The organism is Ruegeria sp. ABM4_193 (assembly GCF_056158705.1).
The window spans coordinates 2,997,170-3,015,613 of sequence record NZ_JBSWTT010000001.1 but is presented as its reverse complement, the minus strand read 5'-3'; the positions used below and the strand labels follow the sequence as shown (position 1 = coordinate 3,015,613).

Annotated in this window: 27 protein-coding genes; 8 read left to right on the top strand and 19 right to left on the bottom strand. The window is 55.8% G+C overall.

Annotated elements, in window-relative coordinates; genetic code table 11:
• Window positions 1-5: 5 nt before the first annotated feature.
• Complete coding sequence (fusA, locus tag ACXADZ_RS15095; RefSeq protein WP_171096025.1) at window positions 6-2,123, top strand: elongation factor G; 2,118 nt, start codon at window positions 6-8, stop codon at window positions 2,121-2,123.
• A 60-nt stretch (window positions 2,124-2,183) separates the two neighbouring features.
• Entirely contained in the window at window positions 2,184-3,359 is a 1,176-nt protein-coding gene (gene tuf, locus ACXADZ_RS15090; protein WP_171136109.1) for an elongation factor Tu, read from the top strand.
• Window positions 3,360-3,461: 102 nt separating this feature from the next.
• On the opposite strand, the gene ACXADZ_RS15085 is transcribed toward tuf, so the two are convergent.
• Complete coding sequence (locus ACXADZ_RS15085) at window positions 3,462-4,733, bottom strand: hypothetical protein (protein WP_475197569.1); 1,272 nt, start codon at window positions 4,731-4,733, stop codon at window positions 3,462-3,464.
• Between the two features lie 304 nt (window positions 4,734-5,037).
• Here ACXADZ_RS15085 and rpsJ point away from each other — a divergent pair, with 304 nt between their 5' ends.
• The 5 genes from rpsJ to ACXADZ_RS15060 are packed head-to-tail and all read left to right on the top strand — an operon-like array spanning window position 5,038 to window position 7,632.
• Complete coding sequence (gene rpsJ, locus ACXADZ_RS15080) at window positions 5,038-5,352, top strand: 30S ribosomal protein S10 (protein WP_008756422.1); 315 nt, start codon at window positions 5,038-5,040, stop codon at window positions 5,350-5,352.
• Between the two features lie 18 nt (window positions 5,353-5,370).
• On the top strand, window positions 5,371-6,096 hold the full coding sequence (gene rplC / locus ACXADZ_RS15075; RefSeq protein ID WP_170574972.1) for a 50S ribosomal protein L3: 726 nt from the start codon (window positions 5,371-5,373) through the stop codon (window positions 6,094-6,096).
• Entirely contained in the window at window positions 6,093-6,710 is a 618-nt protein-coding gene (rplD, locus tag ACXADZ_RS15070; RefSeq protein ID WP_155148664.1) for a 50S ribosomal protein L4, read from the top strand. The genes rplC and rplD overlap by 4 nt, the downstream gene beginning before the upstream one ends.
• Window positions 6,707-7,003 (top strand): 50S ribosomal protein L23, encoded by a 297-nt coding sequence (locus ACXADZ_RS15065; RefSeq protein WP_008757532.1) that lies wholly within the window; start codon window positions 6,707-6,709, stop codon window positions 7,001-7,003. The genes rplD and ACXADZ_RS15065 overlap by 4 nt, the downstream gene beginning before the upstream one ends.
• Window positions 7,000-7,632 (top strand): hypothetical protein, encoded by a 633-nt coding sequence (locus ACXADZ_RS15060; protein WP_475197566.1) that lies wholly within the window; start codon window positions 7,000-7,002, stop codon window positions 7,630-7,632. The genes ACXADZ_RS15065 and ACXADZ_RS15060 overlap by 4 nt, the downstream gene beginning before the upstream one ends.
• Window positions 7,633-7,847: 215 nt before the next feature.
• On the opposite strand, the gene ACXADZ_RS15055 is transcribed toward ACXADZ_RS15060, so the two are convergent.
• From ACXADZ_RS15055 to rplB, 18 genes are all read right to left on the bottom strand, one after another.
• A complete protein-coding gene (locus ACXADZ_RS15055; protein ID WP_475197565.1) occupies window positions 7,848-8,060 on the bottom strand; it encodes a DUF1127 domain-containing protein in 213 nt (70 codons plus the stop codon).
• Window positions 8,061-8,565: 505 nt separating this feature from the next.
• Window positions 8,566-8,754 (bottom strand): 50S ribosomal protein L30, encoded by a 189-nt coding sequence (gene rpmD, locus ACXADZ_RS15050; RefSeq protein ID WP_050605831.1) that lies wholly within the window; start codon window positions 8,752-8,754, stop codon window positions 8,566-8,568.
• Window positions 8,755-8,766: 12 nt separating this feature from the next.
• Window positions 8,767-9,336: a 30S ribosomal protein S5 gene (rpsE, locus tag ACXADZ_RS15045; protein ID WP_155148691.1), complete on the bottom strand. Its 570-nt coding sequence runs from the start codon at window positions 9,334-9,336 to the stop codon at window positions 8,767-8,769.
• A gap of 116 nt (window positions 9,337-9,452) precedes the next feature.
• Window positions 9,453-9,812, bottom strand: coding sequence for a 50S ribosomal protein L18 (rplR, locus tag ACXADZ_RS15040; protein WP_039523386.1), 360 nt, complete (start codon window positions 9,810-9,812; stop codon window positions 9,453-9,455).
• 11 nt (window positions 9,813-9,823) lie between these two features.
• The gene (gene rplF, locus ACXADZ_RS15035) at window positions 9,824-10,357 is read right to left on the bottom strand and encodes a 50S ribosomal protein L6 (protein ID WP_170467582.1); all 534 of its coding nucleotides are present in this window, start codon (window positions 10,355-10,357) and stop codon (window positions 9,824-9,826) included.
• Window positions 10,358-10,368: 11 nt separating this feature from the next.
• A complete protein-coding gene (gene rpsH / locus ACXADZ_RS15030) occupies window positions 10,369-10,761 on the bottom strand; it encodes a 30S ribosomal protein S8 (protein ID WP_170373360.1) in 393 nt (130 codons plus the stop codon).
• Window positions 10,762-10,774: 13 nt separating this feature from the next.
• Complete coding sequence (gene rpsN, locus ACXADZ_RS15025) at window positions 10,775-11,080, bottom strand: 30S ribosomal protein S14 (protein WP_068340744.1); 306 nt, start codon at window positions 11,078-11,080, stop codon at window positions 10,775-10,777.
• 19 nt (window positions 11,081-11,099) lie between these two features.
• Window positions 11,100-11,660, bottom strand: a complete 561-nt coding sequence (gene rplE / locus ACXADZ_RS15020; protein ID WP_475197557.1) for a 50S ribosomal protein L5 — start codon at window positions 11,658-11,660, stop codon at window positions 11,100-11,102.
• Window positions 11,653-11,964, bottom strand: coding sequence for a 50S ribosomal protein L24 (gene rplX / locus ACXADZ_RS15015; RefSeq protein WP_171092002.1), 312 nt, complete (start codon window positions 11,962-11,964; stop codon window positions 11,653-11,655). Before rplX ends, rplE begins: the two co-directional genes overlap by 8 nt.
• A gap of 2 nt (window positions 11,965-11,966) precedes the next feature.
• On the bottom strand, window positions 11,967-12,335 hold the full coding sequence (gene rplN, locus ACXADZ_RS15010) for a 50S ribosomal protein L14 (protein WP_008757934.1): 369 nt from the start codon (window positions 12,333-12,335) through the stop codon (window positions 11,967-11,969).
• Between the two features lie 75 nt (window positions 12,336-12,410).
• Window positions 12,411-12,641, bottom strand: coding sequence for a 30S ribosomal protein S17 (gene rpsQ / locus ACXADZ_RS15005; protein ID WP_171092001.1), 231 nt, complete (start codon window positions 12,639-12,641; stop codon window positions 12,411-12,413).
• Between the two features lie 4 nt (window positions 12,642-12,645).
• Window positions 12,646-12,852 (bottom strand): 50S ribosomal protein L29, encoded by a 207-nt coding sequence (rpmC, locus tag ACXADZ_RS15000; RefSeq protein WP_010437082.1) that lies wholly within the window; start codon window positions 12,850-12,852, stop codon window positions 12,646-12,648.
• Window positions 12,853-13,284: 432 nt separating this feature from the next.
• Window positions 13,285-13,905, bottom strand: a complete 621-nt coding sequence (locus ACXADZ_RS14995; RefSeq protein ID WP_475197549.1) for a 2OG-Fe(II) oxygenase family protein — start codon at window positions 13,903-13,905, stop codon at window positions 13,285-13,287.
• Between the two features lie 235 nt (window positions 13,906-14,140).
• Window positions 14,141-14,554, bottom strand: a complete 414-nt coding sequence (gene rplP / locus ACXADZ_RS14990) for a 50S ribosomal protein L16 (protein WP_117872242.1) — start codon at window positions 14,552-14,554, stop codon at window positions 14,141-14,143.
• Window positions 14,555-14,566: 12 nt separating this feature from the next.
• Window positions 14,567-15,274, bottom strand: a complete 708-nt coding sequence (rpsC, locus tag ACXADZ_RS14985; protein WP_171091997.1) for a 30S ribosomal protein S3 — start codon at window positions 15,272-15,274, stop codon at window positions 14,567-14,569.
• Window positions 15,274-15,654 (bottom strand): 50S ribosomal protein L22, encoded by a 381-nt coding sequence (gene rplV, locus ACXADZ_RS14980; RefSeq protein ID WP_039538267.1) that lies wholly within the window; start codon window positions 15,652-15,654, stop codon window positions 15,274-15,276. Before rplV ends, rpsC begins: the two co-directional genes overlap by 1 nt.
• A gap of 3 nt (window positions 15,655-15,657) precedes the next feature.
• On the bottom strand, window positions 15,658-15,936 hold the full coding sequence (gene rpsS, locus ACXADZ_RS14975; RefSeq protein WP_005980699.1) for a 30S ribosomal protein S19: 279 nt from the start codon (window positions 15,934-15,936) through the stop codon (window positions 15,658-15,660).
• Window positions 15,937-15,939: 3 nt separating this feature from the next.
• A complete protein-coding gene (gene rplB, locus ACXADZ_RS14970; protein WP_008757664.1) occupies window positions 15,940-16,782 on the bottom strand; it encodes a 50S ribosomal protein L2 in 843 nt (280 codons plus the stop codon).
• Window positions 16,783-17,071: 289 nt separating this feature from the next.
• Between rplB and ACXADZ_RS14965 the strand changes: the two genes are divergently transcribed.
• Window positions 17,072-17,836 carry a phage minor head protein gene (locus ACXADZ_RS14965; RefSeq protein ID WP_475197544.1) on the top strand — a complete coding sequence of 255 codons (765 nt, stop codon included), beginning with the start codon at window positions 17,072-17,074 and terminating at the stop codon, window positions 17,834-17,836.
• Window positions 17,837-18,444: the final 608 nt, after the last annotated feature.

Sequence of the window (18,444 nt, the reverse complement as noted above, 5' to 3'; positions counted from 1 at the left end):
CAAAAATGGCACGCGAATATCCGCTCGAACTGTACCGTAACTTCGGTATCATGGCGCACATCGACGCAGGTAAGACCACCTGCTCGGAGCGTATCCTGTATTACACTGGTAAATCCCACAACATCGGTGAGGTGCACGATGGTGCAGCCACCATGGACTGGATGGAGCAGGAGCAGGAACGCGGCATCACCATCACATCGGCTGCGACCACCACCTTCTGGGAACGCACCGAAGACGGTCAGACCGCCGATACCCCCAAGCACCGCCTGAACATCATCGACACCCCCGGCCACGTTGACTTCACCATCGAAGTTGAACGTTCGCTGGCGGTTCTCGACGGTGCCGTTTGCGTTCTGGACGCAAACGCCGGTGTTGAGCCCCAGACCGAAACCGTGTGGCGTCAGGCTGACCGCTACAAGGTTCCGCGTATGGTTTTCGTCAACAAAATGGACAAGATCGGCGCGGACTTCTTCAACTGCGTTCGCATGATCGAAGACCGCACCGGCGCACGCGCTGTTCCGGTTGGTATTCCGATCGGCGCCGAGTCCGAGCTGGAAGGTCTGATCGACCTGGTCACCATGGAAGAGTGGCTGTGGCAGGGCGAAGATCTGGGCGCAAGCTGGATCAAAGCCCCAATCCGCGACAGCCTGAAAGACATGGCTGACGAATGGCGCGGCAAGATGATCGAAGCGGCCGTCGAAATGGACGACGACGCGATGATGGAATACCTTGAAGGCAATGAGCCCGACGTTCCGACCCTGCGCGCCCTGCTGCGCAAAGGCACCCTGGACATCGCGTTTGTTCCGGTTCTGGGTGGTTCTGCGTTCAAGAACAAAGGTGTTCAGCCGCTGCTCAACGCTGTGATCGACTATCTGCCCAGCCCGCTGGACGTTGTTGATTACATGGGCTTTAAGCCCGGCGACGAGGAAGAAGTTCGTGACATCGCGCGTCGTGCCGATGACGCAATGGCGTTCTCGGGTCTGGCGTTCAAAATCATGAACGACCCCTTTGTTGGCTCGTTGACCTTTACCCGGATCTACTCGGGCACCATGAACAAGGGTGACTCGATCCTGAACTCGACCAAAGGTAAGAAAGAGCGCATCGGTCGTATGATGATGATGCACTCGAACAACCGGGAAGAGATCGAAGAAGCGTTTGCAGGCGACATCATCGCGCTGGCGGGTCTGAAAGACACCACCACCGGTGACACCCTGTGTGATGCGAAGGATCCGGTGGTTCTGGAGACCATGACCTTCCCCGATCCGGTGATCGAGATCGCGGTTGAGCCCAAAACCAAGGGCGACCAGGAAAAGATGTCTCAGGGTCTGGCCCGTCTGGCCGCCGAAGACCCGTCCTTCCGTGTGGAAACTGATCTGGAATCGGGTCAGACCATCATGAAAGGCATGGGCGAACTTCACCTGGACATTCTGGTTGACCGTCTGAAGCGCGAGTTCAAGGTTGAAGCGAACATCGGTGCACCGCAGGTGGCCTATCGTGAAACCATCTCGATGCCGGTCGAGCACACCTACACCCACAAGAAACAGTCGGGTGGTTCGGGTCAGTTCGGTGAGGTCAAGCTCGAGATCACTCCGACCGAGCCGGGCGAAGGTTATTCGTTCGAAAGCCGCATCGTTGGTGGTGCCGTTCCGAAGGAATACATCCCGGGTGTCGAAAAAGGCATTCAGTCGGTTATGGACAGCGGCCCGCTGGCTGGCTTCCCCGTGATCGACTTCAAGGTTGCCCTGCTGGACGGTAAGTTCCACGACGTTGACTCGAGCGTTCTGGCGTTCGAAATCGCGGCCCGTATGTGTATGCGTGAAGGCATGCGCAAAGCTGGCGCGAAACTGCTGGAACCGATCATGAAGGTCGAAGTGATCACCCCGGAAGAATATACCGGCGGCATCATCGGCGACCTGACCTCGCGTCGTGGCCAGGTGTCTGGTCAGGAACCGCGCGGCAACGCAATCGCGATCGACGCGTTCGTTCCGCTGGCGAACATGTTCGGCTACATCAACACTCTGCGTTCGATGTCGTCGGGCCGTGCCCAGTTCACCATGCAGTTCGACCACTACGATCCGGTTCCGCAGAACATCTCGGACGAGATCCAGGCGAAATACGCATAAGCGAAGATTTGAGGGAGCTCCGGTCAGGGGCTCCCTTCATTACCGAAAAAGGAGGCCATCATGGCAAAGGAAAAGTTTGAGCGTACAAAACCGCACGTCAACATCGGCACGATTGGCCACGTTGACCACGGCAAGACCACGCTGACCGCAGCAATCACCAAGTATTTCGGTGACTTCAAAGCGTATGACCAGATTGACGGTGCGCCGGAAGAGAAAGCGCGCGGCATTACCATCTCGACCGCCCACGTGGAGTACGAGACCGACAACCGCCACTATGCGCACGTTGACTGCCCCGGCCACGCCGACTACGTCAAGAACATGATCACCGGTGCTGCCCAGATGGACGGCGCGATCCTGGTTGTGAACGCCGCTGACGGCCCGATGCCGCAGACCCGCGAGCACATCCTGCTGGGCCGCCAGGTTGGCATCCCGAAGATGGTCGTGTTCATGAACAAAGTTGACCAGGTTGACGACGAAGAGCTGCTGGAACTGGTGGAAATGGAAATCCGCGAGCTGCTGTCTTCGTATGAATACCCCGGCGACGATATTCCGATCATCGCAGGTTCGGCTCTGGCCGCGATGGAAGGCAACAACCCGGAAATCGGCGAAGAGAAGATCAAGGAACTGATGGCGGCTGTTGATGAGTATATCGACACCCCTGAGCGTGCTGTCGACCAGCCGTTCCTGATGCCGATCGAAGACGTGTTCTCGATCTCGGGCCGTGGTACCGTTGTGACCGGTCGTGTTGAGCGTGGCGTGATCAACGTTGGCGACGAGATCGAAATCGTCGGCATCCGCGACACTTCGAAAACCACCTGCACCGGTGTTGAGATGTTCCGCAAGCTGCTGGACCGCGGTGAAGCAGGCGACAACATCGGCGCGCTGCTGCGTGGTGTTGACCGTGACGGCGTTGAGCGTGGCCAGGTTCTGTGTAAGCCGGGTTCGGTTACACCGCACACCAAGTTCGAAGCCGAAGCCTACATCCTGACCAAGGAAGAAGGCGGTCGTCACACCCCGTTCTTCGCGAACTACCGTCCGCAGTTCTACTTCCGTACAACTGACGTGACCGGCACCGTGACCCTGGCCGAAGGCACCGAGATGGTCATGCCTGGCGACAACGTGTCGTTCGGCGTTGAGCTGATCGCACCGATCGCGATGGAGCAGGGCCTGCGCTTCGCGATCCGCGAAGGTGGCCGCACCGTCGGCGCCGGCGTTGTGTCGAAGATCATTGAATAATCGGTAGGCCGGGCTTCAGCCCGGCACATCGTTGAATGAAAGAAGGCCGTCCCACAGGGGGCGGCCTTTTTTGTTAAGCTATTATTCTGAAATACATGCCATTTAATAGGGGCGAATTCTCATAGCTCGTTCTAATCGCTTCTTCCTTATCGCGTCTGGCAGATTCGGTTTATTCGCTCTAGCCATCGCGATCCTGTATCGGAAGCTATCAACCAGATTTAGCCACGGGTGATGGAACGCCCTCTGGAGTTGTTCGTTTGGCTTCACTTCCTCGGTATTAATGCTGTTTTTCACACTTTGTCCTGGTTCGGAAGCCTCTACACTATCATCACTGGAATTGCCGCGGGTTTCGTTTGGGCTATTCGAAAGCTGTTTGATTTCCTGGTGCAGTTTATTCATGGACTGATCCAAAAAATGGAAATACACAGCCATGATCCGCAACAGAGTATTGAAATCATCCTCATCATTCTGATCCGATCCCTCCGTTGCTAAAACTTTGGTTCCTTCAATTTTTGAGTTGATCAGCGGAAGTATCGGCTTAATTGCTTCGACGAGTCTCTGCTGATCTTCGTAATCCGGAGTGTTGGAAACCGCCAGTTCAGGTGACGCTTTCAGCAAACCGTCAGATATTTCTTTGTGAGAGTTTCTTTCAAACAATCCATTGATCATTCTCAAGAATTCAGTTTCCCGAGGGCTGATGGACCGGTTCACACGCTTATCAAATGCAAGCCTTTGGGCGAGATCTTTCCGATTGATGATTTTTCGAAGAAAAAAATCAACGACATCACTTTTAGAATCTGCATAATTAAAAACTCTGTACGACAAATTACTTGAAGTCAGCGTCTGTAGTTTACCAATCAGGTGAGCGACAAAGAACTTCTCTGGTTCGTTGTCTGCTAAAAATTCATGATAGCTTCTCGTCTCTGACTGTACTTTTACTCCTTGCAGATACGCGGAAAAATGTTGCTCCGCTGGGTTTCGAACAAAGCAGATTATTTGGGTTCGGTATCCAAATGTGGAAACTCTTTCCACGAACCGATCCAGTAATTCCGGATCAAAATGCATAAGCCGCTCGCTCGAAATGAGAACTTGCGGGTGAGCTTGCATTAGGTGCGGAGACAGCTCGTCCGCTGCTCTATCAGCAGAAATTTCTGTACCATCGGGAAAGTTTGGGTGATCCGAGAGTAATGCTTTGGCAAGCTGCGCGCCGTTACCCGCACCAACGCCGCCTTTTGCTGCGTTCTCCAGACTAAGCAGCTCTGGGTAATAGATGCCGGCTTCCAGCAAGGCGCTCGTATTCTTCGCGAAGAAGCTTTGTAGCGCGGAAGTTCCGGTTTTGCCCATTCCAATATGCAGAAGGAGTTCCTTGTCCATCTAATCTCCGAAACAATCTGGACTGGCCGACTGATTGCGCCCGTCACGTTATCTGGTGGCGCTTCTATTTTAGCAACTCATCTTTGTGAAGCAGAACCATTCCAACGAGCGAGCGATGACAAAATGAACGCGCTATACTCCGGGTACAATACCCCCTTGCCAAACCCGACCAATCCCACTAATACGCGCGAGTTCTCAACAAGAACATCAAGGCGGGGTGATTCCCGCCTTTTGGGTTCGAAGAGGGTTGGCGATGCGCGTCTGTCCTCCTCTCAACCTCAACGCCTGATAAAAGGCTGTATCTATGCAAAGCCAAAACATCCGTATTCGGCTGAAGGCATTTGACTATCGCGTTCTGGATGCCAGCACGCAAGAGATCGTCAACACTGCCAAGCGGACCGGCGCGAACGTGCGCGGCCCGATCCCGCTGCCGAACAAGATTGAGAAGTTCACGGTTCTCCGTGGCCCTCACGTTGACAAGAAATCCCGCGACCAGTTCGAGATCCGCACGCACAAGCGTCTCTTGGACATCGTTGATCCGACCCCCCAGACCGTTGACGCGCTGATGAAGCTCGACCTCGCTGCTGGTGTGGACGTCGAGATCAAGCTGCAGTCGTAAGATCGGAGGGTATAGATTATGCGCTCTGGTATTATCGCAAAAAAAGTTGGCATGACCCGCCTGTTCATGGAAGACGGCAAGCAGATCCCTGTGACCGTGCTTCACCTGGACAACCTGCAGGTTGTTGCACAGCGTACCGCTGACAAAGATGGCTACACTGCCGTTCAGCTGGGCGCCGGTGCTGCCAAGGCAAAACGCACCTCGAAAGCCATGCGCGGTCACTACGCCGCTGCCAAGGTTGAGCCCAAGCGTAAGCTGGCCGAGTTCCGCGTCTCTGAAGATGGCCTGATCGAAGTGGGCGCCGAGATTTCGGCAGAACACTTCCTGGAAGGTCAGAAAGTTGACGTTTCGGGTACCTCGATCGGTAAAGGCTTTGCCGGTGCGATGAAGCGCCACAACTTCGGTGGTCTGCGCGCCTCGCACGGTGTTTCGATCAGCCACCGTTCGCACGGTTCGACCGGTCAGTGTCAGGATCCGGGCAAGGTTTTCAAAGGCAAGAAGATGGCCGGTCACATGGGTGCTGCCCGTGTAACCACCCAGAACCTGGAAGTTGTCAAAACCGACGCCGACCGGAACCTGGTCTTCATCAAAGGCGCCGTTCCCGGACCGAAATCGGGCTGGGTCACCGTCAAGGACGCCGTGAAGAAGAAAGCACCGGAAGGCCTGCCTTTCCCGGCTGCTGTGAAATCGGCTGCAACCGAAGCACCTGCGGAAGAAGCTCCCGCGGAAGGTGGTGAAGCATGAAACTTGATGTAATCAAACTGGACGGCGGCAAAGCCGGCGACATCGAGCTGAACGCCGATCTGTTCGGTCTCGAGCCTCGTGCGGACATCCTGCACCGTGTGGTCCGTTGGCAGCGCAACAACGCGCAGGCCGGCACCCACAAGGTCAAGACCCGCTCGGAAACCAGCTACTCGACCAAGAAGATCTATCGCCAGAAGGGCACCGGTGGCGCACGCCATGGTGACCGCAACGCGCCGATCTTCCGCAAGGGTGGTATCTACAAGGGCCCGACCCCTCGTTCGCACGGCCACGACCTGCCGAAGAAGTTCCGTAAGCTTGGCCTGCGCCACGCTCTGTCGGCCAAAGCCAAAGCAGGTGAACTGGTTGTGATCGAGAACGCCGAAGCCGAAGGCAAGACCGCCGCACTGGCCAAACAGGTTGCAAACCTGGGCTGGAAACGCGCTTTGGTCATCGACGGCGCGACCGTGAACGAAGGTTTCCTGAAGGCGTCGCGCAACATCGAAGGTCTGGATATCCTGCCGTCGATGGGTGCAAACGTTTATGACATCCTCAAGCGTGACACCCTGGTGCTCACCAAAGCGGCTGTCGAAGCACTGGAGGCTCGTCTGAAATGAGCGCGAAGGCAGAACACTACGACGTGATCCGCAAGCCGATCATCACCGAAAAGTCGACCATGGCGTCCGAAAACGGCGCGGTTGTCTTTGAAGTGGCGATCGACAGCAATAAGCCGCAGATCAAAGAGGCCGTTGAGGCGCTGTTTGGTGTGAAGGTCAAAGCGGTGAACACCACCGTGACCAAAGGCAAGGTCAAGCGGTTCCGCGGCCAGTTGGGTCGCCGGAAAGACGTCAAAAAAGCATATGTGACCCTGGAAGAGGGCAACACAATCGATGTGAGCACCGGTCTTTGATCCGACGCTTACTGCGACTATTTACGGCCTCGGCGGTTCAACCCGCCGGGGCCGATTTCGTTTCGGACCCTGAAATTGAGCGGGCGCAGGTGCTGGAACGGATGCGGGCATTTAGCGCTGAACCTTATTTCCAGATTGCTGACGAAAAGCTGGGGCTTTTGTCGGTTTTCGATGATCTGAAATACGACCGGGCGGATGTGGACATGATCTCTCCGGCGATGCGTCGCCATGTCGTCGGCAAGCTTGGCCCGCTGGGGTTCCGTCAGACCTCCGGCACGGTGTTGGAGCACGTCAAAGCGGACATGCGCGTACATGTTCCAAAGTTCCATGCCCTTGGCGCGTCGCCCTTCGACATCACGCGCTATACGGACAAGCGGGCTCAGGACTATTGTCTGCTGACCCCGACGCAGGTGGCTTGCCAGTTCGTCGACCACTATGCGTTGGACGATGCCGTGCAGCGGATCGAAACGCTTGTTAAGAAGCATCCGATCAACCTGCTCAAACTGGCGGATTATCTGGAAGGCAAACCCAAGCACCGCGCGTTTCGTGAGGTGCTGGGCCATATCAAGCTCAAGCAGCGGATTGCAGTGGAGTCAGAACCACTCTGCCGTAGGCGGTCTTTGGGGTAGGGTGTCAGCAGGCCGCGGATCGGCGAAACGCATAGTGCGGGACGCCTACGGTTCGAAAGCGACATAGAGCCGGATTTTAGCTTCGTACAGCGTCATTGCGATCTACAAGGATTTTCCCCTGCTGTGGCGCGTCTTCTAGCCATTCTGAGAGCCAATGCGTGAAGCAAAAAAGGCGCCCTTTGGCGCCTTTGTGTCTTGCTTCCGGTTGTTCGAATTTACGAACAGTAGACATGCTTGTGTGCGATATCCGCGATGTCACAACGACGGATGCCGATGTCATCGAGTTCCCGGTTGCTCAAACGTTGCAGCTCGGAAAACGTGCGCTGGTACTCGGCAGCACGGGCACGCGCGGCTTTCACGCGTTCGATCATGTCCGTAATCCGTGCAGTAAAGTTCAAGCCTGAATGTGTCAGTGTAGCAGTTGTCATTCTTTTGTTCCTTTCTCAAATCAAGGCGTATTCCTTGACGTTTCCTTCTTGTGTTCCTTATTTGGACAAGGCTGAGATAAGGACGATGGTTATCGCTAACAACGGAAGTTTCGGTCTAGCCGATATGCACCAAGGGAATAACAGTTGGGCGACATGTACGTGTCTGCGCTTAACGCAAAATACGGGTGTTTCCGTTCGATCTACCTAGATAGGTCTTTAGGGGGATGAATTGTCTCTGGCTGCTTAGGCTCGACGCAGGCTGAACCATTCGTCTTTCTCCCAAGGGAAGCGACTGGTGGTATTTCGCCCCGACTTCGGAAAAGATTAGCCTTTGAACTTTTCGAAAGAATTCAAGATATTTTGCGTACCTCGGTACATCTACTGCCTTGGGCGCGGTGTTGTTGTAGTGCAAATTGGTGTTGGTTGGGTGTCCAGGTTGCGCTGACCAAAAAAAACACCCCGGACCGAAGTCAGGGGCGTTTCAAACTCTGCGAAGATTTTGCGCTTAGCCGCGCTCTTCGACGATCTCTACCAGATGCGGGATTTTGCGGATCATGCCGCGAACCGAAGGAGTATCTTCCAGCTCACGGGTTTTGTGCATCTTGTTCAGACCCAGACCGATCAGGGTTGCGCGCTGTTCGGCGGGGCGGCGGATCGGGGAGCCGATCTGTTTGACGACGATGGTTTTTGCCATGGGTCGCTCTCCTTATGCTTCTGCTTCAGCAGCAGCAGGTGCTTCGTCCCGCTTGGGCAGGATGTCGGCAACTTTTTTGCCACGACGTGCGGCAACCGAACGCGGGCTCTGCTCTTTCTGCAGGCCGTTGATGGTGGCGCGGATCATGTTGTACGGGTTCTGCGAGCCCAGCGACTTGGACACAACGTCCTTGACGCCCAGCATTTCGAACACGGCACGCATCGGACCACCGGCGATGATACCAGTACCTTCAGGTGCGGTACGCATAACCACTTTACCGGCGCCGTGACGGCCTTCGATGTCGTGGTGCAGGGTCCGACCTTCGCGCAGTTGCACGCGGATCATCTGACGCTTGGCTTGTTCAGTCGCCTTACGGATGGCCTCAGGTACTTCTTTCGCTTTACCTTTGCCAAAGCCGACGCGGCCTTTCTGATCGCCGACAACCACCAGAGCGGCGAAGCCAAAGCGCTTACCACCTTTTACGGTTTTCGACACACGGTTGATTGCGACCAGACGATCTGCAAATTCCGGTGCTTCTTCACGGTCGCGGCCACGGCCCCGACGGTTTTCACGTTCTGCCATTTGGCATCCCTTTTCTCATGTGGCGCTTGTGACGCCGTTTGCTTCAATCCAAGTGAGCCCCGACTGTTGTCGAGGCCCCCGGATCATCGGGGCAGCCGCAAAGCTGCCCGCAAGTCTTAGATCTTCAGACCACCTTCACGCGCAGCGTCGGCGACAGCCTTCACTTTGCCGTGGAACAGGAAGCCACCACGATCGAAATAGGCCTCTTCGACGCCTGCCTTCTTGGCACGCTCGGCGATGGCCGCGCCCACTTTGGTGGCCGCTTCGACGTTGTTCTTGCCAACAACACCCAGATCTTTTTCCAGGGTCGAGGCCGAAGCCAGGGTCACGCCACGAACGTCGTCGATCAGCTGAACGCTGATGTTCTTGTTCGAACGGTGAACCGACAAGCGTACACGGCCGGCGTTGACTTTGCGAAGTTTGTTCCGAACGCGCAGGCGGCGCTTCAGAAACAGGGTTCTTTTGCTGTTTGCCATTGTTTGCGTCCTTACTTCTTCTTGCCTTCCTTGCGGAAGATGAACTCGCCCTTATAGCGGATGCCCTTGCCTTTGTACGGCTCGGGACGGCGCCACTCGCGGATTTTGGCCGCGGTTTCGCCCACCAACTGCTGGTCGATACCTTCCACAACGATTTCGGTCTGCTTCGGTGCGGTGATGGTGACACCTTCCGGAGCAGTGAAATCAACGTCGTGGCTGTAGCCCAGGTTCAGCTTCAAGGTGTTGCCCTGCATCTGAGCCCGGTAACCGACACCCTGGATCTCCAGCTCTTTTTTGAAGCCTGTGGTCACACCGGTTACCAGGTTGGCAACCATGGTGCGGCTCATGCCCCACTGCTGGCGGGCACGCTTGGACATGCCACGGGGGTCGATCTTGACCACGTTGTCTTCAACCGACAGCGTTACGTCGTCGGTGGCGGTGAAGCTGCGGGTGCCTTTCGGACCTTTCACTTCGATGGTCTGGCCGGACACAGAGGCGGTAACGCCGCTGGGCAGCTCGACCGGTTTTTTACCAATACGAGACATTGCAGACCTCCTTAGAAGACGGTGCAGAGCACTTCGCCGCCAACATTGTTGGAGCGAGCGTTTGCGTCCGACATCACACCTTTCGGAGTGCTGACAATCGACACGCCCAGACCCTGACGGACCTGCGGGATGTCATTGACGCCCATGTATACGCGCCGACCGGGTTTCGAGACCCGCTTCAGTTCGCGAATAACAGGGGTGCCTTCGTAGTATTTCAGGCTGATTTCGATGGCCGGATGACCGTTTGCACCGGTCGTCTTTTCATAGCCACGGATATAGCCTTCGTCCGCCAGCACGTCCAGAACCCAACCGCGCAGCTTGGAAGCTGGGGTGGAAACGGTGGACTTGCCGCGCATTTGCGCGTTGCGGATACGGGTGAGCATATCGCCGATAGGATCATTCATATCTATGTCTCCCTTACCAGCTCGATTTCACCATGCCGGGGATCTGACCAGCAGAACCCAGCTCGCGCAGCGCGATACGGCTGACCTTCAGCTTACGGTAGTAAGCGTGGGGACGACCGGTCAGCTGACAACGGTTGTGCAGACGTGTAGCCGAGCTGTTGCGCGGCAGTTTCGCCAGTTTCAGACGCGCTTTGAAACGCTCTTCCATCGGGCGGCTCTCGTCATTCGCGATTTCTTTCAGCTCGGCACGCTTTGCGGCATATTTGGCCACCAGGCGTTCGCGCTTCTTCTCGCGTTCGATCATTGCTTTTTTAGCCATGTCTCAATCCTCCCGGCGCTTACGCGTTGAAAGGCATGTTGAATGCTTTCAACAGGCTCTTCGCTTCAGCGTCGGTTTTCGCTGTGGTGGTGATTACGATGTCCAGGCCCCAGACTTCGTCGACTTTGTCGAAGTCGATTTCCGGGAACACGATGTGCTCTTTCATGCCCATGGCAAAGTTGCCACGACCATCGAAAGACGGCTTAACACCGCGGAAGTCACGAACGCGCGGCAGCGCGATGGTGATCAGACGATCCAGGAATTCGTACATCCGGTCACCGCGCAGGGTCACTTTCGCACCCAGCGGCATGTCTTCACGGACGCGGAAACCCGCGATCGACTTCTTCGCCTTGGTTGCAACGGCCTGTTGACCAGCAATCGCAGTCAGATCTTGGACAGCAGCTTTTGCTTTCTTCGAGTCTTTGACCGCTTCAGCACCACAACCGATGTTCAGAACGATTTTTTCCAGCTTGGGCAGCTGCATGTCGTTCTTATAGCCGAACTCTTCTTTCAGAGCGGCTCGGATGGTTTCAGCGTACTGTGCTTTCAGACGCGGGGTGTAGGTTGCGTTATCAAGCATCGATCACGTCCCCTGTGGTCTTGGCGAAGCGGACCTTCTTGTCACCTTCCATGCGGAAGCCAACGCGGGTTGCTTTGCCGTTCTTGTCCAGCAGCGCCAGGTTCGACAGCTCGATCGGGTTTGCCTGAGGCAGGCGACCACCTTGCGAGGTTTGCGACTGACGGGTGTGGCGGATGGCGATGTTGATGCCATCGACAACAGCTTTACCGGCTTTCGGGTCAACCGAGGAAATGGTTCCCTCTTTGCCCTTGTCTTTGCCGGCCAGCACGACGACCTTGTCGCCTTTGCGGAGTTTAGCAGCCATGATTACAGCACCTCCGGAGCCAGCGAGATGATTTTCATGAAGTTCTTGCCGCGCAGTTCGCGAACAACGGGGCCAAAGATACGGGTGCCGACTGGCTCGTTGTTGTTGTTCAGGATGACGGCGGCGTTGCGATCAAAACGGATCGCGGTGCCGTCTTCGCGACGGACTTCTTTGGCGGTGCGTACGACGACGGCCTTACGGACGTCACCTTTCTTTACGCGGCCGCGCGGGATGGCTTCCTTCACCGAGACGACAATGATGTCGCCAACGGAGGCGTATTTACGCTTGGAACCACCCAGGACCTTGATGCACTGAACTCGGCGTGCGCCGGAGTTGTCAGCAACATCCAGATTGGTCTGCATCTGGATCATGTGGTTTCTCCCGACCTGTGGGGGCTGGTCTGATTAGATCCCCCAGGGTTTCGACAAATGAAAAATCCCGGAAGCTTACGCTTCCAGAACTTCCCAACGTTTCGTCTTCGATTTCGGCGCGCATTCGATGATGCGTACGGTGTCGCCGACCTTGAAGGCGTTCTTTTCGTCGTGAGCCCGATATTTCTTGGACTTACGAACGGTTTTCTGCAGCAGCGGGTGCTTAAAACGGCGTTCAACCGAAACAGTCACTGTCTGCTCATTGGCGTCGCTGGTTACGATTCCGGACAGGATACGCTTGGGCATAGGATTACTCCTCCGATGCCGCGGCAGCGGCCTTTTCGTTCAGAATGGTTTTGACGCGGGCAGCATTGCGGCGGGCCGCTTTGATACCAGCTGTATTTTCCAGCTGACCGGTTGCCTGTTGAAAGCGCAGGTTAAAGCTTTCTTTCTTCAGGTTGGCCAGTTCCTCGCGGAGCTGGTCCGGGGTCTTGTCACGCAGTTCTTGGGCGTTCATCGCCTTTTTCCTTTGCTCAAAACACCAGAAGGCCCCCTTGCAGGGTCACCTTGGACCTGGTGGATGAATGATAGACATGCGAATCCCCCGACTCGGCCGGGGGACTTGCAGGATGCCGCCGTATAAGGGTTTAGGGGGTGGGTGGCAAGGGAAAGTTTGGAGAGAATCTATCGGGTCAAAAAACTGATTGATCGCTACAATTTTTTACACGCTTCCAAAACCTGAAAGAATACGTAAAACGTTCCGCCCATTGTTGCTGCCCAAACAACCAATTCAAGCGTGCTAAGGTCGCCAAACCCCCGCAATCCGACCATCTTCAAGATGCTCTCTCGAAAATTCCAGCCTGTTCGATAGAGCGTCAATAGCAACAACACCAAAGCGCCACCCCAGAGTACCGGAGTCGCAACTTCCATTGCATGCCTGATACAGGGGTCAATCCCACTTGTAGTTGAAGCTGACACTGATCCTCTCGTCCTCGGCCATGTTCATCGGCACCTCGTGGCGCAGCCAGCTTTCCCAAAGTAGGACGTCGCCTACCTGTGGCTTCATATAGATGAACGGCTGCAAATCCCGCCGTCCGCCTTTTAGACGCGTCGGCGCTGCCATCATTCGGCCTGAGCGCGGATCTTCCAGCTTCAACGCGCTCGCCCCTTCGGGCATCGCCACATAGGTCGTGCCTGAAATGATGCTGTGCGGGTGCAGGTGGCTGGAGTGCATTCCGCCCTCGGGCAGGATGTTGATCCACAGATCCTCCAGCTTCAGCTCTCCTTCACCCAGATCAAACTCCAAATCCTTGGCGAAGGCCGCCACGTGTTGATCAAGCACTTTCACCAGATCGGCAAAGATCGGGAACCGCCAAGGCAGGTCCGTCAGCGATGCATAGCTGGTGTAGCCGGGGTAGCCGTTTTCTTCGCACCAATCCTGCCCGGCCTCGTCATCTTCCGCGATGACAAGGCAGGAGTTTTCCAACTCCTCCGCATCGATCTTGGGATCAAACTCGGACAAAGCTGCGCGATAGAGACGGGTAACGAAGAGTGATTCAATCTGTGCCATGCGCCCTCTCTTAGACCAGTGATGCGGAGAAGGCGATGGCGGAATTGCGAGGCTCTGCCTCGCGCTCCGAGATATTTTTGGCCAGATGAAGTTGGGATCCTTTTTTCATCTGGCTAAAAATACCTCGGGGGAGGCGCGGTTTGCCGTGGCGGGGGCAGCGCCCCCAACAAAAAACCCCCGCCGGTGTCCCGACGGGGGTCAATCTTTTTACGAACAGGGCCTGAGCCCCAATCGCTTACCAGTCTTCGCGAACCACGACGCGGGTCTTGATCGGCAGCTTCATCGCGGCCAGGCGCAGGGCCTCGCGGGCGATGTCGTCATTGACGCCGTCGATCTCGAACATCACGCGACCAGGCTTGACCTTGCAAACCCAGCGGTCCACCGAACCCTTACCTTTACCCATACGAACTTCGATCGGCTTTGCAGTGACCGGAGTGTCGGGGAAGATACGGATCCAGACACGACCCTGACGTTTCATGTGACGGGTCATGGCACGACGTGCAGCTTCGATCTGACGCGCGGTGACGCGTTCAGGCTGCAGAGCTTTCAGACCGTAAGTGCCAAAGTTCAGATCAGAGCCGCCTTTGGCTTCACCCTTGATCCGGCCTTTGTGCATCTTGCGGAATTTTGTACGCTTTGGTTGAAGCATCTCAATTCCCCCTTAGCGACGGCCGCCTGCACCGCGAGGTGCCGGACCATCCTGGAGTTCCTGTGCTTTACGGTCACGTGCCTGCGGATCGTGCTCCATGATCTCACCTTTGAAGATCCAGACCTTGATCCCGATGATCCCGTAAGGAGTCATCGCTTCGGCATGTGCGTAATCGATGTCGGCACGCAGGGTGTGCAGAGGCACGCGGCCTTCGCGGTACCACTCGGTCCGTGCGATTTCGGCACCACCCAGACGACCAGCGACGTTCACCCGGATACCCAGGGCGCCCATGCGCATGGCGTTCTGAACGGCACGCTTCATCGCGCGGCGGAACGAGACACGGCGTTCCAGCTGCTGAGCGATCGACTCGGCAACCAGTTGACCGTCGAGTTCCGGCTTGCGCACTTCGACGATGTTCAGGTGCAGTTCGCTGTCGGTCATCTTGGCCAGCTTCTTGCGCAGAACTTCGATGTCTGCACCTTTCTTGCCGATGATGACACCCGGACGTGCGGTGTGGATCGTGACGCGGCACTTCTTGTGCGGACGTTCGATGATCACACGTGCAACACCGGCCTGCTTGCACTCTTTGTTGATGAACTCACGGATCTTGATGTCTTCCAGCAGAAGATCACCGTAGTCTTTGGTATCAGCGTACCAGCGGCTGTCCCAGGTGCGGTTGACCTGAAGGCGCATGCCGATCGGATTGACTTTATGTCCCATTAGGCTTGCTCCTCAACTTGACGCACCTTGATGGTGATCTCCGAGAACGGCTTCATGATCTTGCCGAAACGGCCACGGGCACGCGGGCGACCGCGCTTCATGACCAGGTTCTTGCCAACCCATGCTTCGGCGACGATCAGCTCGTCAACGTCCAGGTTGTGGTTGTTTTCGGCATTCGCGATTGCGGACTGCAGGCACTTCTTGACGTCCTGCGCGACACGCTTGTTGCTGAAAGTCAGGTCGGTCAGAGCCTTCTCAACTTTCTTGCCGCGGATCATTTGCGCAACCAGGTTCAGTTTCTGCGGGCTGGTGCGAAGCATGCGCGTTTTCGCCATTGCTTCGTTTTCAGCCACGCGGCGGGGGTTCTTTTCCTTGCCCATGACTTACTTCCGCTTCGCTTTTTTGTCTGCGGCGTGGCCATAATAGGTACGGGTCGGCGAGTATTCACCGAACTTCTGACCAATCATGTCTTCCGAGACGTTGACGGGAATGTGCTTCTGGCCGTTGTACACACCAAAGGTCAGACCCACGAACTGGGGCAGAATGGTGGAACGACGCGACCAGATTTTGATGACTTCGTTGCGGCCCGACTCGCGCGCTGCTTCGGCTTTTTTCAGCACGTAAGCATCGACGAAAGGACCCTTCCAAACAGAGCGAGACATAGATTAACGTCCCTTCTTCTTGGCGTGCCGCGAGCGGATGATCAGCTTCTGGGACGCTTTGTTCTTGTTGCGGGTACGCTTACCCTTGGTGTCCTTACCCCACGGTGTAACCGGTGTACGGCCACCCGATGTACGACCTTCACCACCACCGTGCGGGTGATCGATCGGGTTCATTGCAACACCACGAACCGACGGACGAACGCCTTTGTGGCGCATACGACCGGCTTTACCGAGGTTCTGGTTCGAGTTGTCGGGGTTGGACACGGCACCGACGGTGGCCATGCATTCCTGACGGACCATGCGCAGCTCGCCCGAGCTCAGACGGATCTGAGCGTAGCCGCCATCGCGACCAACGAACTGAGCGTAAGTACCGGCCGCACGTGCGATCTGACCGCCTTTGCCAGGCTTCATCTCGATGTTGTGGACGATGGTACCAATGGGCATGCCCGAGAACGGCATTGCGTTGCCCGGCTTGATGTCGGCCTTGGCGGATGCCACGACTTTATCACCAACAGCCAGACGCTGCGGAGCCAGGATATATGCCTGCTCGCCGTCTTCGTATTTTACCAGTGCGATGAATGCGGTCCGGTTCGGGTCATATTCGATCCGCTCGACGGTTGCCGCGACATCAAATTTGTTCCGTTTGAAGTCAACGATCCGGTAGAGACGCTTTGCGCCACCGCCGCGGCGGCGTGAAGTGATCCGTCCGGTGTTGTTCCGGCCGCCCGATTTGGTCAAACCCTCTGTGAGAGACTTGACCGGACGTCCTTTCCAAAGCTCCGAACGGTCGATCAGCACCAGCCCGCGCTGGCCCGGCGTCGTCGGCTTGTACGACTTGAGTGCCATGCTTTCTGTCTTCCGTTTAGCAAGTGCAGGGGGTTTCCCTGCTATGTGATAGGCCCCCGTAGGTGCCAAGGGTATAGGGCCCCGAAGGTCCCCGGTTACAAATATCAGAGGCCCCGGAACGAATCCGAGGCCGCAAGATTGGGTGCGTTTAGCAGTGTTGGGGGTGGGTGTCTATAGGGTGGAGCGCCTATTTTGGTTAACCGAGCAAAAAGCGCATCGCCCTCACTGTTTCAGGTTTCTTAACCAACCACTCACAGTTTCTTGGCAAACTTTCGCTGGGACACATGCATTGATCATCGACCAGAACACCTACCAGAAAGTCTTCGATGCCTACCTGAGAAAAGGTACCCCAATTGAGCTTGCGCTTAAACAGGACAAATCGACTGGATTCTATATCTGGCGAACCCGCGGCGACAACAAAGTACGATCATCTCATACCGCCCAGGATGGTAAGGTTTTTGCTTGGGGCAACCCGCCCTCTACTGGTCATCCCGGTGAAGGATTTGGATGTCTGTGCAAAGCTGAACCATATGTTCCAGCTGTAAGTGAATCGCTGAACGTGCAAATGATAGGTGTGACCGACACTGGCAGACCATGGACCAACCGCGATTTCATCAATCACTATCGGAACGGCAACGGGGTACCCGTCAGGGTGCGAGAAATTGGCCACCTCCGAAAAGTCGTTAACGAATATTGGGGCACTGTCTCCAATCGACTGGTTGGCCAAATCGCAGATGCCGCTCGTATACAAACATCTGGTAAATTTACCTATCCGTTCACGAATTTCTATCAGATGCAGCACATTGTATTCAGTATTGGACACACGACAATCGAAGGGGAAGCAAAAGGTCAAGTCACTTTTCAGAAGAACGGTACCCTTCGCATAAGTGGTGATTGCGACTTTGAACTTGTCGACGAATTCGCCGATCCATTGGATATAGGAATTGAACTGCCGGGAGGCACCCCATATCCAATCTTTGATAGCTGGTCAGCGCGAATGTCAGGCACAATCGTTGCGGACAGAAACAAAAGCTGGATTCGTTTCGATGGCTAATGTGAGTACAATCATCTCACGGTTGGCTACAGGTGCAAGATACCTCCTTCTGACACTCAGTGTGTTTTTTATCGTTCTAGTGCTGGCATATTCGGCTCTGTTTCTGCGACACCGTATCGAAGAATATGGATCTTGTGTACGCTTGCCTAACGGCGTGATTGTCTCCTATCAGGCTCTGTTTGACCTCTCTCGGCCGTTTGGAACTCCAGTTCCGGTTGTCCGGGACCCAGACTTTCAAATTTTGTCCGTCGGCAACGATGAGAGAGTCCTTTTCTGAAAGACAACTGTTTTTGGGTCGATATCGATGAGCGTCAGGGCTCAGCGACCGGCCTTGTTTTCCAACCGGATGTCGGCCTCGTTACCCGCTCCGAGAACTGGGCTTTATACTCTGAAATAATCGGCGAAGCCGGAGAATGGCTTGAACAAGGGGAACGGTTAAACAACACCAACGTTCTAGGTGTGCTTTACGCACTTAAGGATGACCCCGGGTACCAAGCGCCTTCCTGCCCAGTGCCTATGGTCGTCTGGTAAACACGAACAAAAAAACCCCCGCTTTCGCAGGGGTTTTTACCTCTCTCACCAAAAACGGGTTCGATCAAAGCCCGTGG

Bases quoted from the DNA above. Each gene is read 5' to 3' on its own strand.
- rpmD (WP_050605831.1), bottom strand. From the start codon at position 8,754: ATGGCAAAAACCATCGTCGTCAAACAGATCGGCTCCCCGATCCGCCGC.
- rpsH (WP_170373360.1), bottom strand. From the start codon at position 10,761: ATGAATGATCCTATCGGCGATATGCTCACCCGTATCCGCAACGCGCAA.
- fusA (WP_171096025.1), top strand. From the start codon at position 6: ATGGCACGCGAATATCCGCTCGAACTGTACCGTAACTTCGGTATCATG.
- ACXADZ_RS15055 (WP_475197565.1), bottom strand. From the start codon at position 8,060: ATGACAACTGCTACACTGACACATTCAGGCTTGAACTTTACTGCACGG.
- rpsQ (WP_171092001.1), bottom strand. From the start codon at position 12,641: ATGCCCAAGCGTATCCTGTCCGGAATCGTAACCAGCGACGCCAATGAG.
- rplB (WP_008757664.1), bottom strand. From the start codon at position 16,782: ATGGCACTCAAGTCGTACAAGCCGACGACGCCGGGCCAGCGCGGGCTG.
- rplC (WP_170574972.1), top strand. From the start codon at position 5,371: ATGCGCTCTGGTATTATCGCAAAAAAAGTTGGCATGACCCGCCTGTTC.
- rpsE (WP_155148691.1), bottom strand. From the start codon at position 9,336: ATGGCAGAACGTGAAAACCGTCGGGGCCGTGGCCGCGACCGTGAAGAA.
- rplR (WP_039523386.1), bottom strand. From the start codon at position 9,812: ATGGCAAACAGCAAAAGAACCCTGTTTCTGAAGCGCCGCCTGCGCGTT.
- rplV (WP_039538267.1), bottom strand. From the start codon at position 15,654: ATGGGCAAGGAAAAGAACCCCCGCCGCGTGGCTGAAAACGAAGCAATG.
- ACXADZ_RS14995 (WP_475197549.1), bottom strand. From the start codon at position 13,905: ATGGCACAGATTGAATCACTCTTCGTTACCCGTCTCTATCGCGCAGCT.
- rpsS (WP_005980699.1), bottom strand. From the start codon at position 15,936: ATGTCTCGCTCTGTTTGGAAGGGTCCTTTCGTCGATGCTTACGTGCTG.
- rplE (WP_475197557.1), bottom strand. From the start codon at position 11,660: ATGCTTGATAACGCAACCTACACCCCGCGTCTGAAAGCACAGTACGCT.
- rpsC (WP_171091997.1), bottom strand. From the start codon at position 15,274: ATGGGACATAAAGTCAATCCGATCGGCATGCGCCTTCAGGTCAACCGC.
- ACXADZ_RS15065 (WP_008757532.1), top strand. From the start codon at position 6,707: ATGAGCGCGAAGGCAGAACACTACGACGTGATCCGCAAGCCGATCATC.
- rplN (WP_008757934.1), bottom strand. From the start codon at position 12,335: ATGATCCAGATGCAGACCAATCTGGATGTTGCTGACAACTCCGGCGCA.
- rplP (WP_117872242.1), bottom strand. From the start codon at position 14,554: ATGCTTCAACCAAAGCGTACAAAATTCCGCAAGATGCACAAAGGCCGG.
- tuf (WP_171136109.1), top strand. From the start codon at position 2,184: ATGGCAAAGGAAAAGTTTGAGCGTACAAAACCGCACGTCAACATCGGC.
- ACXADZ_RS15085 (WP_475197569.1), bottom strand. From the start codon at position 4,733: ATGGACAAGGAACTCCTTCTGCATATTGGAATGGGCAAAACCGGAACT.
- rpsJ (WP_008756422.1), top strand. From the start codon at position 5,038: ATGCAAAGCCAAAACATCCGTATTCGGCTGAAGGCATTTGACTATCGC.
- rpmC (WP_010437082.1), bottom strand. From the start codon at position 12,852: ATGAACGCCCAAGAACTGCGTGACAAGACCCCGGACCAGCTCCGCGAG.
- rplF (WP_170467582.1), bottom strand. From the start codon at position 10,357: ATGTCTCGTATTGGTAAAAAACCGGTCGAGCTGCCCAGCGGCGTTACC.
- rplD (WP_155148664.1), top strand. From the start codon at position 6,093: ATGAAACTTGATGTAATCAAACTGGACGGCGGCAAAGCCGGCGACATC.
- rpsN (WP_068340744.1), bottom strand. From the start codon at position 11,080: ATGGCTAAAAAAGCAATGATCGAACGCGAGAAGAAGCGCGAACGCCTG.
- rplX (WP_171092002.1), bottom strand. From the start codon at position 11,964: ATGGCTGCTAAACTCCGCAAAGGCGACAAGGTCGTCGTGCTGGCCGGC.